The sequence below is a fragment of the Terriglobia bacterium genome (genome assembly GCA_020073205.1).
Classification (GTDB): domain Bacteria; phylum Acidobacteriota; class Polarisedimenticolia; order Polarisedimenticolales; family JAIQFR01; genus JAIQFR01.
Window position 1 is genome coordinate 1 of record JAIQFR010000103.1, and the last position, 15,111, is coordinate 15,111.

The following is a 15,111-nucleotide window of genomic DNA, read 5'->3' on the forward strand; positions in this document are numbered from 1 at the left end:
ATGCGGAACGGCCGGGAGTTCTGGAGAATGTCGAGGTACAGCACCTCCCCGTTGTCGAGCACCCCCAGGTTGACGGTCTCGTTGAAGCGGTGGTGCAGCTCCAGCATGAACTCGTGGGCCACGTCCTTCAGCTCGCGGCGCACATTGGACGCCCGTTCGAAGAGCCTCATGCCCAGCGCGTAGCGCGCCCCGTCGGCGCTCCGTTCCACGTAGCCGCGCTCCGCCAGGGCGCTGGCCGTCCTGGGCCTCGTCCGCACGGCCGAAGGGAGCGAAGACGCCGGGATCGCCCTCCTCGATCGGGCGCTGAGGGCGGCGCCCGACGATCGCTTCGTCGTGTACTGGTCGGCCGGCGCAGCGCCGACGCGCGCGGAGACGATCGCCCGGCTCGCGAAGTACCTCGGGATCAGCGAGGGGGACGACCCGGACCGGATCGAGGGGGCGCGCGGGACGATGCGTCTCTACACGGCGCTCGGCGAGCGGCAGGTGTGGATCCCGAAGAGTCGGCCGGCCCGGCTCGAGCTGCCCCTGTATCCCCTGCCCGGCGTCGCGGGACGGAACCGAGGCTACCTCGTCGAGGCGGTCCTCGGCGAGGGAAAGCGCACGCGCCTCCTCCTCGACACCGGCAGCGGAGGCCTCTTCCTGCTGGAGCGGATCGCGAGGAGGGGGGGGCTCGTCCCGCTGTCCGAGGAGACCGTGTTCGGAGGAGGAGGAGGCGGGCGCCAGACCACGCGGCGCGGCCTTCTGCCGGCGATCGCTCTCGGCGACCTCCGATTCGCCGACGCCTTGGTGTCGACGACGACCGACGAAATCGAGCCGACGGGCCGGTACCACGGCGTTCTCGGCCTGCCGGTCTTCGAGGGGTACCGGGTCACGCTGGACCTCGAGCGGAGCCGGCTCGTGCTCGAGCCCCCCGCCGAGGAGCCGGGCGGGAGTCCCTATTGGTCGATCGCGGGCCAGATGCTCGTTCGAGTCGAAGCCGGCGAGGGCGCCGGCGGCCTGTTCATGCTGGACACCGGGGCGACGTCGAGCCAGGTGTCCCTGACCCTCGCGAAGTCGGCACCCAAGGCGAGCCTCGGCGCGGAGATCCCGGTGCGCGGCTTCGGTGGCACGATGCCGGGGGCGCGGCCGGTGCGGGGCATCGCGCTGGCCTTCCAGGGATTGGCGTCGGAGGGGCGCGAGCTGATCGCCGCCGACCTGACGATGCGGAGCCGCCTCGGTGGCGTCGAGGTGTCCGGCCAGCTCGGCCTCGATCTCCTGGACGGGACCCGGGTCGTGGTGGACACCAAGGCGCACCGCATCGAGGTGACGCGAGGGACGAAGACGAAGAAGTAGGTCGGACGGTCGATCGGATCCGGACCGAGGGCGTTCCGTCACGCGGCCCCCGCGCTGGAACCCCGACCTCAGGCTGCGGTATCCTGCCGCCCCGCTCCCACCGCGACCCCGGGGGAGCCTCCAGGAGACGCCGTCATGCCGATCACCCGACTCGACCAGATGATCGACGCGCTCAAGAGCCGCCCGCGGAAGCGCCTGATCGCGGCCTACGCGAACGATCCGCACACGGTCGGGGCGGTGGGGCGGGCCGTGGAGCTCGGCATCGTGGACGCGACCCTCGTGGGCGACGAGGCGGCGATCCGGGCGGCGTGCGTGCGGGAAGGTATCGATCCCGGGAGATTCGCGATCGTCCACGAGCCCGACGAGATGAAGGCCACCGCGCGGTCCGTGGCGATGATCAACGCCGGCGAGGGGCAGATCCTGATGAAGGGGCTCGTCTCCACCGACAAGTACATGCGGGCGATCCTCGACAAGGAGCGGGGCCTCATGGATCCCGGGGCGATCCTGAGCCACGTGTCGGTGATCGAGAGCCCGAACTACCACAAGCTGATCGTCTGCGGCGACGTCGCCGTCATCCCCGAGCCCGAGCTGAAGGAGAAGATCGCCATCGCCCAGTACCTGATCAGGACCGCGAAGGCCCTGGGGATCGAGCGCCCGAAGCTCGCGGTCGTGGCCGCGTCCGAGCAGGTCCTGCCGAAGGTCAAGGCGTGCCTCGACGCCGCGATCCTCGCGAAGATGGCCGAGCGGGGGCAGATCAAGGGGGCTCTCGTCGACGGCCCGCTGGGCCTCGACGCCGCGATCGACAGGGAGTCGGCGGAGATCAAGGGGATCGGCGGCGAGGTGGCGGGAGACGCCGATTGCCTCCTCTTCCCGAACCTCGACGCGGGAAACGTGTTCTACAAGACCAACACGAAGCTCGCGCGCGCGGAGCTCGGCGCGATGGTGGCCGGCGCCCGGGCCCCCGCGATCCTCTCGTCGCGCGGCGACACGGTGAAGACCAAGACCTACTCGATCGCGCTCGGCGCCCTGACCGCCAGCTGACCTCGCCGGAAGAGGCTCAGGCCGGGGTCCCGGCGTCGTATCGCTTCGGCTCTTCCTTCTCCGAGAGGACGCGCAGGGCTCCCTTCACGAGGGCGAGCATCTCGTTCTCGCCCGGGTAGACGCTGACCCCGCAACCCATCGCGGTCACGAGCCGCTCGATCGCCGCGACGAGCCGCCCGGAGCGCGCCATCCCGCCCGTGAGCAGGATGCGCTCCACCGGCTCGCCGTCGAAGGCGGGGACCATCGAGGCGATCTGTTTGCCGATCTGGTACGCCATCGCCTCGAACACCTCCGCCGCCCGCCGATCCCCCGCGTCGATCCGGTGCTCGACCTCGCGGAGATCGGCCGTGCCCAGCAGATCGATGAGGCCGCCCCGTCCCTTGTTGAGCTTCTTCAAGTCGGCGTGGGTCAGACTCCCGGAGAAGCAGAGATCGATCAGCTGCCCCGGCGGGAGGGAGCCCGACCGTTGGGGGCTGAACGGCCCCTCTCCGTCGAGACCGTTGTTCACGTCGATGTACCGTCCGCGCTTGTGGGCGCCGACGGAGATCCCGCCCCCCATGTGGGCGACGATCACGTTGATCCTCTCGTAGAAGGTCTCGTGCTCCTCGGCGTAGCGGCGGGCGGTGGAGATCTGGTTCAGGGCGTGGCTGACCACCTTCCGGCGGAGGGCCTTGACGCCGGTGATCTTCACCCGCTCCGGCGCCTCGTCGACCACGACGGGGTCCACGATGAACGCGGGCCGGCCGGTGCCGGAGACCATCTCGCGCGCGATCAGTCCGCCGAGATTCGAGGCGTGCTCCCCCCTCCGTCCGGTCTTGAGGTCCTCGGCCATCACGTCGGACACCGTGTACGTCCCGTGCGGGATCGGCCGCAGGAGGCCGCCGCGAGCGGACACCGCGTCGATGTCGTCGGGCGTCAGACCGTTCTCCTGGAGCATCCCGAGGATGGCGTTCTTCCTGAACAGGAACTGGGCCGTCACGCTCTTTCCTTCGAACGGCGCCAGCTCCTCCGCCGAGTGCTCGATCTCCTTCGCGAACACCTCCTCCTCCCCCTCGTAGATCGCGATCTTGGTCGAGGTGGAGCCGGGGTTCACGGCCAGCACCCGGTGGCGGCGGAAGAACGTGTCGCGGGGCGTCCTCTTCCACTCGCCGAACCGGTGCATCCGGAGCACCGAGGCTTTGACCGCGAGACGGACGTCCTCCGGCGTGCAGTCCATCGGGAGGTCGACGCCGCGGAACCTGATCCCGAACATGACGGGGAACTTCTTCGCGCGGGAGTACCTCGTCGCGTAGAGGAAGTACAGGAAGTTCCCCATGTCGATGTTCGGGCAGATGATGACGTTCGAGCCTCCCTCCCACATCCCGTCGCCTTCCCGCTGGTAGTACGTGGCGGACCGCTGCGACAGCGCGACCGAGACCTTGACCTCGCCGCGGATCCTGATGGTCGCGTATCGCGGGCCGTGGTCGATCCGCTCCTCGAGGATCTCGGGGACCAGGGCGGTCGCTTGCCGGACGAGGTCCGGCGAAGGTCCCTCGTCGGAGCCGCGATTCGAGTACGACACGATGGTGCCGCGGATCTCGGGCAGCTCCTCCACGGGAAACAGGTCCCGTGCGATGGCGCACGTGCCGACCGCCACGTGGGCGAGCACGTCCGGCGTCATCGAGGCGTTCACCCCCACGTCGCCGAACACCACGATGTTCTGCGGGAACACGTTCCCCGGGTGCTCGTCGGGGAGGACGAACACCCCCGCCTCGCACTGGATGTCCTGCTTCTTCAGGATCCGGAGCATCGGCCGGAAGTAGTCCCTCGGAGGGTGCTGCGCGCCGCCCACCACGGTGTCGGCGTGATCCAGCTTCACCGCGCAGATGCCGAAGTGCCCCGGCTCGCGCACGTATCTCCGGGCGTCGTCCAGGGTGGGCTTCGCTCCTGGCGTGGCGCATTCGTCCATGTAGCAGCGGGCGAACTCCTCCAAGAGGTCGTCGCGCTCCCCGATGTCGACGAACGCGCTCTCCGACATCGCGTACTCGACCCGGTTGGAATCGACGTGGCGGAGTTCCCTCTCGATCACGTCCCGCACCTCCGCCTCCGGCGCGAGGAACACCGGACGGCAGAAGCGCGTCAGGTGGCAGACGGCTTCGACGATGCGGGGATCGAGGGCCTCGGTGAACACGATCGTCGGCCGGTTCCTGGGGAGGCTCAGGATCTGCTGATCGAAGGAGGATTCGATGTCGTACATGCTGGCTCCGTGGCCGTGCGCGCGGTCGTGGTCGCGCCGGGCGGATCGGTTCGAGGGTCGCGCGGGCGGCGGCTCGGGCCGCCTCGTTCTTGAATATGGATTCTAGCAACAACGAGGGGCAAGCGTCCGCATCAGAGCGAAAGCGCGAGCCGCAACCCGTCCTCGACCGCCTTCATCGCGCGCGGGGAGAGCCGGCCGGACGGCCGGCCCCTTCCCCTATTTCCTGTCCCCCCTCGTCCACCGATCGAGCCATGCGAGCACCGTCTCGTGCCACAGGAGGCTGTTCGCCGGCTTCAGGACCCAGTGATTCTCGTCGGGGAAGTAGAGGAGCTTGCTGGGGATCCCGAGACGCTGCGCCGCGGTGAACGTGGAGATCCCCTGCGTCTCCACGACGCGGAAGTCCTTTCCGGAGTGGACCACGAGGATCGGCGTCTTCCAGTTCTTGACGAAATTGGCCGGGTTCTGCTTCTCGTACGCCTCGGGGCTCGACCACGGCGTCCCCTGATGGTCGTGCTCCGGAAACCACAGCTCCTCGGTGTCGTAGTAGGCGGCGCGCTCGTCCAGGTTGCCGTCGTGCGAGACGAGGCAGCGGAACCGGTCCGGCCAGTTCCCCGCGATCCAGTTGATCATGTAGCCGCCGAAGGAGGCGCCGAGCGCCGCGACCCGGTCGCCATCCATCCAGGGGTACCTCTCGAGGGCGGCCGCGAGCCCCTTCTTCAGGTCCTCGAGAGGCTTCCCGCCCCAGTCCCCGCGGATCGAGTCGCTGAACGCCTGCCCGTACCCCGTGGACCCGTGGAAATCCACCATGACCGCCGCGTAGCCGGCGCCGGCGTACGCCTGAGGGTTCCACCGATAGTGGAAGTCGTTCCCGAAGGAGCCCTGCGGCCCGCCGTGGATCAGGAACGCCACGGGGTACTTCCTCCCGGGGTCGAAGTCCGCGGGTTTCACCACGTAGCCCCAGACGGTCTCGCCGTTCCAACCCTTGAAGGAGAACTGCTCGGGCTCGCCCATCCGGGCGGCGGCGACCTTCTCCGCGTTGATCCGCGTGACGGTGCGCACGTCGCTCCCGTCGGGCTTGACCGAGTAGATCTCCGCCGGCGATCGCAGGTGCTCGAGGCTGTAGACGATCTGGTCGCCGGCGAGGACCGGGGACCTTACGGTCCCCTTCTCCACCACGAGCCGTGGCATCCCGCTGGCGGCGTCCACCGCGTAGAGCGCGGTCTGCCCGAGGTTCTCCGCCAACGCGTAGATCGTCTTCCCGTCGGCCGACCAGAAGATCGTGTCGGGCGAGCGGTCCCAACCCTCCGTCAGCACCCGCGCGGAGCCGTCGGGCCACGCTTTCACCACGATCCTCCGCCGGTCCGCCTCGTAGCCGGGGACCTTCATGGCGAGGTAGGCCAGGGCCTTCCCGTCGGGGGAGAAGGCGGGCGCGGTGTCCCAGGCGGAGTTGTCCGCGGTGAGGTTCCGAGGGGTGGCTCCGCCGGCGAGCGGCACCGCGAAGAGGTCGAAATTCGTGGACCACGCCTCCTCGCGCCCCGCGTCCCGCGCCGAGAACACCAGGGTCTTCCCGTCAGGCGAGAAAGCGATCTCCTCGACGCCGCCGAAGGGCTTGCCCGGGCAATCCGCGTCCATTCCCTTCATCAGGTCGACGGGCGCGCCGCCGGCGAGCGGCACCGCGAACAGGTGCGAGCGGCGCCCGTCGGTCCACTCGTCCCAGTGGCGGATGAAGAGCCGGTCGTAGATCCTCCCGCTCGACTTGCGCGCCGCGATCTCGTCGAGCCGCTTCTTGGTCCCCTCGACGGTGTCGTCCGGGAACACGTCCATCGCGACCAAGAGGGTCTTCCCGTCGGGTGACGGGAGGAAGGCGCTGACGTCGAGGGGCTGTCTCGTCGCCTGCTCCGCCTCGCCGCCGTCCACCGGGATCCGCCAGACCTGCGTCGAGCCGCCGCGCGAGGAGAGGAAGAACACCGAGCCGCCGTCCGTCGCCCAGCGCGGGCTCGACTCCCCCGCCTCGTGCGAGGTCATTCGCCGGAGCCCGGCGCCGTCCGTCCCTGCGAGCCAGAGGTGGGAGCGCCGCTTGTTGGCGTCGAGGTCGGTCACGCTCACGACGAAGACGATCCGCTTCCCGTCGGGCGAGGCCTGGGGATCCGAGATCCGGTCCATGGCCAGCATGTCGTGGATCGTGAAGGGATGCGTCTCGCTCGCTTGGGCCACGGCGAGTCCGGCGGCGGGGATCGCGAACAGGGACAGGAGCAGGGCGGTTCGGAGCATGAAGGGGTCCTCCCGTGCCCCGCCGTTTCGGCGGAGGGGGGACATCCTACCGCGAACCCGCGGCGGTTTCCCGAACCCTTGTCCTCGAGCCGGTCCTCTGTCCCTCAGGGGCAGGCGCCGGTGAGTTCCTGCGGCCGGTCGCACGCTCCGACCCCGGCGGCCTCCGGGCGCTCGGCGGGGCCCGATTCCCCTTGGCTGAAGCCGTACGAACCTTCCTTGGTGCTCGTCTGCCCCACGATCACGAAGTAGTAGAACTCGCCGGGCTGCGGGTCGCCGGGATCGAACGCCGCCCGGCCGGTGTTGCCGACCGCGCAGGCGCTCGAACTCCAGCTCGAGGCGCCCGCGATCGGGCCGGATCCCCAGTAGACCGCGTTGTCGAGCGCACCGCAGGCGGGACGGTAGTCGAGCGCCACGCCGCTCCCCAGTGACGCGCGCTCCGAGGTCATCGGCGACGCGTCGGGGCTGACCTCCGTCGGGCCGCCCGCCGTTCCGGGCGAGCAGGTCCCCGGCAGGAGAGCGTTCGTGACCCGGATGTCGTCGATCCACCACCCCGCGCGGGTCACGCCGCTGTCCGAGCTGAGAGAGAAGCGCAGCTTGATCGTCGCGCCGTTGTACGCGGACAACGAGCCGGTGTAGCTCGACGCGGGGTACGCCGGTGTCGTGATCGTGCGGGAGAAGACGGTTCCGACGCCGCTCGTCGGAAAGCCGCAGGCGTTCCCGGTGTAGAGGAGCCGATCGGGATAGTTGACGGTGGCAAGCCGGGTCCAGGTGTCGAAGAGCGGAGCGGTCGCGACCTCGACGATCCCCGCGTCGTAGTTGCCCTCCAGGTCGTACTTCGACGCGAAGGACAGGACCGCCCCGTTCTGGAGCGCGATCGCCGGCGTGGCGAGCGCGGCGCACTGGTTGTTCGAGTAGGTCCCGGTGGCGTACACCTTGGGGCCCGCCTTTCCGCCCGAGGCCAGCACCGACCAGGGAGAGGAGGCGGAGAGCTTGGCGGTCCCCGTGTCCCCCGCGTCGTCCGTGAAAGTGCCCGACACCAGTGGTCCGGTGGGGGCGGCGGAGAGCGTCCGCGTGTTGCCGTCGTCGGCGCCGCTCGCGGAATCCACCGCCCGGACGACGTAGGAGTACGTCGTCCCGAAGGCCACGGCGTCGTGGTCGGAGTACTGCGTCGTGGAGAGACCCGAAGCGATCACGTTCGACGCGGACGGCACGAACGGCGCGGTCGCGCTCCGGTGCACCCGGTAGGTCACGAGCCCGCCGCAGCGGGCGGAGGCCGCCGCCCACGTGAGGTTCACCGTGCAGGTGGACGCCGCGGCGTCCGTCACCACGGCGACCCCCGCGAAGCCGGGACCGAGCGTGCAGGCTCCCGTCGTCGAGGCGCTCGCCTCGGCCGACGAAGGCGACTCGCACCGGTCGTACGCTCGGACGACGTAGTACCAGGTCACTCCGGCCGAGACCGGGCTGTCCGCGAGCGTCGTCGCGGGCGCCGCGACGGTCCCGGCGAGCCCGTACGGCCCTCCCGGGGCGAGCCCGCGGTAGACGCGGTACTCGGTCGCACCGGCGACCCCGTCCCACGAGACGTCGATCCGGTTGTCGCCGTTCGCCGTCGCGGCGATCCCGGACGGGGCGGAGGGGTGTCCCAGCGCGACGTCCAGGGTGGCGGGCTCGGCCCCGACGGTCACCGTTCGGGTCTCGGAGCAGTAGCCGGGCATCGAGAACGTGAGGTGGTAGGTCCGGCCGTTCTGGGCGAGCCAGTGGTAGTTTCCCTTCGCGTCCGCCGTGCGCGGCGACTCCCCGTGGGTGAACGTCACCTCCTGCACGTCGACCTCGGCCGCGAGCGGCAGGCCCGTGGCGGCGTCGGTGACCTTTCCCCGGATCTGGGGGCCGTCGAGGATCTTGTCGAGGAAATACTGCCACGCGGTCCTCTGGCGCTGGACCGTGATGTTGCGCCAGGTGGCGTAGTCCGGCTGGAAGGACGAGGAGTTGACCTCAATGGCGAAGGCGTACGCCCCGAACGCTCCGTACTGGGTGTCCGAGCTGCCGCCGTCGACGGGGTAGATCGTCGACCAGATCGGGCCGGTGAGCCACTGGCCCGTTTGTCCGGCATCGTTCGGCAGGATGTCGTTCAGCCCCTGGGCGACCTCGTCCATCGCGGCGAGTTCGTCCGGGTCGGTGCAGCCGTAGCTGTACATCAGGTACTCGCCGTACGAGTGGTAGGTGAGCGCGTAGAACGGGCGGACGTCCTGGACCAGCTGGACCATTCCCTGGGTCTCCGGCTCGGACTCGGCCGAGGCGCCGCGATTCGTCTCGTCGGTGCAAACGCTGGTGGACCCGTTGCAGGAGCCCCACATGAAGCGATAGTTCCGGTTGACGTCCACGGGACAGCTCGGGCGGCGGTTCTTCCGCCAGGAAGTGTCGTGCTGGAACACGTACATGGCGCCGTCGGGGTTCACGCTCCCGACGACCCAGATGTCGACGTTGTCGACCCACCGCTGGACCTTTGCCTGGGCCGAAGGGTCGAGCGGATCCCCGTTCACATACACGCGGGTGAGGTAGTCGATCACGTCGCGGGCGATCTCCGCGGTCATCACCTCCCGCGCATGGTGCTGGGCATCCAGGATGAATGCCGGGCGGTCGTTGTCGGTGGAGACGTCCTTGGTGATCTTCATGGCGTACTGCTTCTGCCCTTCGAAGAGCGTGTCCTTGAGGACGAACTTCTTCGCGAGGGTCGGGTAGGCCGCCTGCACCTGGTCCATGAAGGTCGAGAGCTCCTGCGGGTCCGTGTAGTCCTGGAGCGCGTCGGGAGCGCGCCCGGTGGTCATCCGTTGCCGGACCTCGAACTTGAAGCCCATCGCCGTGAGCCGGTCGAGGTCCGCCGAGGACGCGACGACACCCGCGGTGAGCGCGGCGCGGTTCACGCCCGCGACGTCGAAGCCGGCGGCGGCGAGGTCCCGGGCCCGGGCGAGGCCGTCGAGACGGACATCCACGAAGTACTTCGCGTTCCCCTCCTGCGCCAGGGCCGGGAGCCGCCCCAGGAGCGCGACCAGGGCGATCAGGCCGGACGCAACGAGGAAAACCTTCGAGGCGGGGACGCGGGCCGGGACGCTCGAGGACATGTCGACTCCTTTGGAGGCCGGGGATGCCGCCGTGGGATGACGGTGGGCATGAAGGTACGCCCATCCGAGCCCGGCGCAACATACAATGTCGGCCGTTCTCGAAGGAGGCGCGCATGGAGCGGGACGAGCGAGGGCACCGGGCGAATCTTGCCGCCATCGCGCGGCAGGCGATGATCGAGCGCGGGCTCGAGCCGGATTTCCCGCCGGAAGTCCGCCGGGAGGTGGCGGGCATCGCGTCCCCCGCACGCGCCGGGGACTCCCTTCGCGACCTCCGCGAGCTGCTCTGGGCGTCGATCGACAACGACGACTCGCGCGACCTCGACCAGCTCACGGTCGCGGCGGAGCTTCCGGGCGGCCGGGTCCGCATCCTCGTCGCCGTCGCGGACGTGGACGCGCTGGTGGAGCGGGGAACGGCGATCGACGGCCACGCCGCCCGGAACACCACGTCGGTCTACACGGCCGGGGCGATCTTCCCGATGCTTCCCCTGGAGCTGTCCACCGGATTCACGTCCCTCAACGAGGCCGAGGAGCGGATCGCGCTGGTGGTGGACATGGTCCTCGGGAGCGACGGCGCGCTCGCCGAGGCCGATCTCTACCGGGCGCGGGTCCTGAACCACGCGAAGCTGGCCTACCGGAGCGTCGCCGCGTGGCTCGACGGCGCGGCGCCGCCGCCTCCGAAGGTCGGGAACGTGCCCGGCCTCGACGAGCAGCTGCGGCTCCAGGACCGGATCGCGGAGCGCCTCCACGACCTCCGGCACCTCCACGGCGCTCTCGGCCTCGAGACGATCGAGGCGAGGCCGGTGTTCGACGGCGACCTGCTCACCGACCTCGAGGTGGACCCGAAGGATCGGGCCAAGCAGATCATCGAGGACTTCATGATCGCCGCGAACGGGGCGACCGCGTCGTTCCTCGAGTCGCGGCACTACCCGACCGTCCGCCGCGTGCTACGCGCCCCGGAGCGCTGGGGGAGGATCGTCGACCTCGCGTCCACTCTCGGAGAGAAGCTCCCCGCGGAGCCGGAGGCCGTGGCGCTCGAGACCTTCCTCGCGAAGAGAAAGAAAGCCGATCCCGTGGGGTTCCCCGACCTGTCGCTCGCCGTGGTCAAGCTCATCGGCAAGGGGGAGTACGTTCTCGACCTTCCGGGGAACGAGCCCCCCGGCCACTTCGGCCTCGCGGTCCGGGACTATGCCCACTCCACCGCGCCCAACCGGCGGTTCCCGGACCTGATCACGCAGCGGCTCGTGAAGTCGGCGCTCTCGGGATCGGCGGTCCCCTACACGGCGCCGGAGCTGTCGTCGCTGGCGGAGCACTGCACGCTGAAGGAGGACGACGCCGCCAAGGTCGAGCGCCGCGTGAGGAAGTCCGCCGGCGCGCTCCTGCTCGAGCGTCGGGTCGGCGAGCGTTTCGACGCGATCGTCACAGGGGCGTCGCCGAAGGGGACCTGGGTCAGGCTCCTCCGTCCCCCGGTGGAGGGACGCGTGGAGCGGGGGTCCCAGGGCCTCGACGTCGGCGACCGGGTCCGCGTTCAGCTGATCTCCACCGACGTGGAGCGAGGGTTCGTCGATTTCGCGAGGGCGTGACTCAGCCCGCCACCTCGCGGACCACCTCCCGGAGCCTCTCGTTGAATTCCTTCGGCGCCTCGAGCATCGGGAAGTGCCCGAGGCCGGGGAGGATCACCGCGTCGTAACGCGGGTAGACCGTTCGGCTCCGCTCCACCTCGGTCGGCCACTTGTCCCCGTTGATGCAGCGGATCGGCACCCTGAGCTGCGCGAGCGCGGGGCGGACGTCGTACCGGGAGACCGACAGGAGCGTCTCGATGGCGATGTTCGGGGGCACCGCCGCCATGGCCGAGGCGACCTTGTTCACCAGCGCCGGGTCGGCGCGCTCGGGGAACAGCGCGTGCACGAACTCGGTCGTCGCGCTCCTGAAGTCCTCGCGCATCCTCTGGATGATCCCCGCCCAGGCATCGGGGTCCGGGTTCTCGGACAGATCCTGCAAGGTGTCCACGGGGACCAGCGCGACGACCCGGCCGGGCATCCTCCTCGCCGCCTCGACCGTGATCGGTCCCGACATCGAGTGACCGATCAGGACCACTTTCTCGAGACCGAGCTTCTGCACCACCGCCTTGACGTCTTCGGCGTAAGCCTCGACGGTCCAATTCGCGCGCCCCGAGCCGGACGCGCCGTGCCCCGCGAGGTCGAGCGTGACCACCCGGTAGGCGGACGTGAAGAACGGCACCTGGTTCTTCCAGATCCCGCCGTCGCACGACCAGCCGTGCACGAACACCAGCGCGGTCCCGCCGGTGCCATCGGCGCGGTAGTGGATCGGGACCCCGTCGGCGGACGGGACCTTTCCCTCGACGACGCCCGTCGCGGCCGGAGGCAGGGCCCGCGGCGCGGGGGGCGTCGCGGCGGGCGGCTCCGCCGGCACGCCCCCGCTCGGAGGCACCGGCCGCTGCCAGACGCAGCACGCGAGCAGGATGACCGTTCCCAGAGGGAGCAGCGAGCGAAGTCTCACGGGCGATCCCCTCCGTGCCCGAGCCGCCGGGACGTACGACCATCCTACCGCACCGCCACACGGGACGCGTGCGCATGCGCTAGATTGGACGGGTGCGATCGTTACGACGCTTCGGATGGCCGCTGGGCCTCGCCGTGGCTCTCGCGGCGTGGGCCGGAGGCGCGGGCCCGTCCCGGGACGCCGACCCGGAAGCGATCCTCGCCTCCATGGGCGAGTCCGCCGACCGGGTCCTCGACTACACGATGACCCTGGTCCGGCAGGAGCGCATGGGCGACACCCTGCAGCCCGAGCGCACCGCGATCGAGAAGTGGGCGCGCCCGTACCGGATCTACCTCAAGGAGATCGCCGGATTCGACTCGGGGCAGGAGGTCCTGTTCGTCCGGGGATGGAACGGCGACCGGCTCCGCGCTCACAAGGGGGGGATTCTGAGCTGGATCACCGTGAACCTGGATCCGCAAGGGGCGCGGGCGATGGCGCATGCGCACCATCCGGTGACGGATGCGAGCCTCCCGGGGTTCGTGAAGACGGTGCTCGACAACGTGGCGGAAGCCAGCCGGCGCGGGGAGGGAAGCGTGCGCTCCGTCGGCCGGGAGGCGCTCTGGGGCAGGCCCTCGATCGAGATCGAGCTCACGAGCCCCCGCGCCGGGGACCCTCGCGTGATGAAGAAGGGGGAGACGCTCTGGGACGTCGCGCGGGAGTCGGGCCAGACGATGTACGTGATCCTCCACGCGAACCGCGCGAAGGGGTGGCGCACAACGCGCGACCCGCGGCCGGGCGACTCCGTTTTCGTCCCACGCTACTATGCCGGGAAGGTCCTCCTCTGGGTGGACGAAGAGTTGAAGCTGCCGATCCAGGCGCTCATTTACGACCACGACGGGAACCTGTACGAGCGGTACGAGCACCACGACCTCAGGGTGAACGTCGGCCTCACCGACGCGGACTTCGATCCGAAGAACTCCGCGTACGGCTTCTGAAATAGAATGACTTGCCACGACGAGAGGAGGGCTGCGATGAGACCCGCCCGCGCCGGAGCCGCCGTACTCGCGCTTCTCTGGATCGTCTCCTGCGGCCTCTTCGCCACCGGCATCAGGAACATTCGGGACCACCCCCGGGACTACGACGGCAAGACCGTCACCGTCTCGGGCGAGGTCAAGAGCGCGACGAACCTCCTCGTCGTGAAGTACTTCACCCTCGCCGACTCGACCGGCGAGATCACGGTCATCACGGAGCGGCCGCTTCCCAAGGCCGGGAACCACCTCAGGGTGACCGGAGTGGTCCACGAGGCGTTCTCGCTCGGCGACACCAGCGCCGTGGTCATCAAGGAGAGCGGCGGGGAGCCGAAGTGAGGGTCGGGTTCGCCGCGCTCGCGCTCCTCGTCTCAGCCGCGGCGGTCGCCGGGGACGCCCCGCCGGCCGCGGCGCCGTCCTCCGCTCCCGATCCCCGACAGATCCTCCGCAGGATGGGCGAGGCCGCCGATCGTCTCCAGGACTACACGACGCTCCTGGTGAAGCAGGAGTACTTCCTGGACGACGGGAAGCTCGAGCCCGAGGAGCAGCTCCGGTTCAAGTGGGCCCGCCCGTACCGGGTCTACTTCCGGAACGTCGTGGGGCCGAATCCGGGACGCGAGGTGCTCTACGCACGCGGCTGGAACGGCGACCGGATCCGCGTCCACACCGGTTGGTTCTTCAACCTGAACCTCGACCCACGCAGCGCTTGGGCGACCGACGGCACCCACCACCCGATCGACGAGTCGAGCCTCCCGGATCTCGCGCACCTGATCCTGACCAACGTCGCCGAGGCCGACAAGGCGCACGAGGGGAGCATGAGGTGGGTCGGCCGGCGTGAGGTGGACGGTCGCGCCTGCGAAGAGATCGAGCTTACGAGCCCGAGGAGCGGGACGGTCCACGTGATGGAGAAAGGCGAGACGCTCTGGACCGTCGCGCGCGCGTACGGGAAGTCCATGTACGCGGTGCTCCAGGCCAACCGCTCGCGCGGCTGGACCGGCCCCGGCGGCCCCCGGCGAGGGGACTCGGTCTTCGTTCCCCGATATTACGCGGGCCGGCTCGACGTCTGCGTCGACCGGACGCTCCTCCTGCCGCTCCGGCTGCTCGTCTGGGACTACGACGGGAATCTCTACGAGCGGTACGAGCACCGGGACCTCAAGGTCGACGTAGGCCTCGGCGACGCCGACTTCGACCCGAAGAACCCCGCGTATCGATTCTGACGGCGAGCCGAGGTTCGATGCCGGCGGTCGGTTGAGGGGCCCTCGAGGTCGGGGTAGATTGGGAGGCGAGTCCGGCCGGACGCATCCCCCGGCCCGAGGAGGCCTCGATGCTCCGGCCGCGTGCGCTCTTCCTCGCCGTGCTCGTCGTCGCTGCGTCCCAGGCGGTCGGGCACGCAACCGAGAACCCGGACGCGCGGCCCCAGGGGTGGCTCGGCGCCGCTCTCGTCCCCGTGCGAGCGCCCTCGGGGGAAAGCGACACGCCGGTCCCCGGGGCCCTGGTCCGGGGCGTGGTCGACGGGGGCGCGGCCGAGGAAGCGGGCCTGAGATCCCGCGACGTCATCCTCGGGATCGACGGGGTCGCGATCGCCTCGCCG

The 15,111-nt window shown here is 70.0% G+C and carries 12 protein-coding genes; 7 read left to right on the plus strand and 5 right to left on the minus strand.

Going from position 1 to position 15,111, the window contains the following annotated elements:
- The coding region (locus LAO51_16685) for an IclR family transcriptional regulator (GenBank protein ID MBZ5640379.1) at positions 1 to 209 on the minus strand (209 nt) is incomplete at its 3' end.
- A 124-nt stretch (positions 210 to 333) separates the two neighbouring features.
- On the opposite strand from LAO51_16685, the gene LAO51_16690 reads away from it, so the two are divergent.
- Positions 334 to 1,332, plus strand: coding sequence for an aspartyl protease family protein (locus tag LAO51_16690; protein ID MBZ5640380.1), 999 nt, complete (start codon positions 334 to 336; stop codon positions 1,330 to 1,332).
- A 135-nt stretch (positions 1,333 to 1,467) separates the two neighbouring features.
- Entirely contained in the window at positions 1,468 to 2,373 is a 906-nt protein-coding gene (locus LAO51_16695) for a phosphate butyryltransferase (protein ID MBZ5640381.1), read from the plus strand.
- 16 nt (positions 2,374 to 2,389) lie between these two features.
- Here the strand turns inward: LAO51_16695 and buk are convergent, their stop codons facing one another.
- The 3 genes from buk to LAO51_16710 form a co-directional block, all read right to left on the minus strand.
- A complete protein-coding gene (gene buk / locus LAO51_16700) occupies positions 2,390 to 4,609 on the minus strand; it encodes a butyrate kinase (protein MBZ5640382.1) in 2,220 nt (739 codons plus the stop codon).
- Positions 4,610 to 4,825: 216 nt separating this feature from the next.
- A complete protein-coding gene (locus LAO51_16705; GenBank protein ID MBZ5640383.1) occupies positions 4,826 to 6,880 on the minus strand; it encodes a S9 family peptidase in 2,055 nt (684 codons plus the stop codon).
- A gap of 104 nt (positions 6,881 to 6,984) precedes the next feature.
- Complete coding sequence (locus tag LAO51_16710) at positions 6,985 to 9,996, minus strand: carboxypeptidase regulatory-like domain-containing protein (GenBank protein MBZ5640384.1); 3,012 nt, start codon at positions 9,994 to 9,996, stop codon at positions 6,985 to 6,987.
- 113 nt (positions 9,997 to 10,109) lie between these two features.
- Between LAO51_16710 and LAO51_16715 the strand changes: the two genes are divergently transcribed.
- The gene (locus LAO51_16715) at positions 10,110 to 11,576 is read left to right on the plus strand and encodes an RNB domain-containing ribonuclease (GenBank protein ID MBZ5640385.1); all 1,467 of its coding nucleotides are present in this window, start codon (positions 10,110 to 10,112) and stop codon (positions 11,574 to 11,576) included.
- Position 11,577: 1 nt separating this feature from the next.
- Here the strand turns inward: LAO51_16715 and LAO51_16720 are convergent, their stop codons facing one another.
- The gene (locus tag LAO51_16720) at positions 11,578 to 12,513 is read right to left on the minus strand and encodes an alpha/beta hydrolase (GenBank protein ID MBZ5640386.1); all 936 of its coding nucleotides are present in this window, start codon (positions 12,511 to 12,513) and stop codon (positions 11,578 to 11,580) included.
- 92 nt (positions 12,514 to 12,605) lie between these two features.
- Between LAO51_16720 and LAO51_16725 the strand changes: the two genes are divergently transcribed.
- From LAO51_16725 to LAO51_16740, 4 genes are all read left to right on the plus strand, one after another.
- Positions 12,606 to 13,487, plus strand: a complete 882-nt coding sequence (locus tag LAO51_16725; GenBank protein ID MBZ5640387.1) for a DUF1571 domain-containing protein — start codon at positions 12,606 to 12,608, stop codon at positions 13,485 to 13,487.
- Positions 13,488 to 13,523: 36 nt separating this feature from the next.
- The gene (locus LAO51_16730; GenBank protein ID MBZ5640388.1) at positions 13,524 to 13,859 is read left to right on the plus strand and encodes a hypothetical protein; all 336 of its coding nucleotides are present in this window, start codon (positions 13,524 to 13,526) and stop codon (positions 13,857 to 13,859) included.
- Positions 13,856 to 14,737 carry a DUF1571 domain-containing protein gene (locus LAO51_16735; GenBank protein ID MBZ5640389.1) on the plus strand — a complete coding sequence of 294 codons (882 nt, stop codon included), beginning with the start codon at positions 13,856 to 13,858 and terminating at the stop codon, positions 14,735 to 14,737. The genes LAO51_16730 and LAO51_16735 overlap by 4 nt, the downstream gene beginning before the upstream one ends.
- Positions 14,738 to 14,844: 107 nt before the next feature.
- A partial coding sequence (locus LAO51_16740) for a PDZ domain-containing protein (protein MBZ5640390.1) occupies positions 14,845 to 15,111 on the plus strand: 267 nt, incomplete at its 3' end.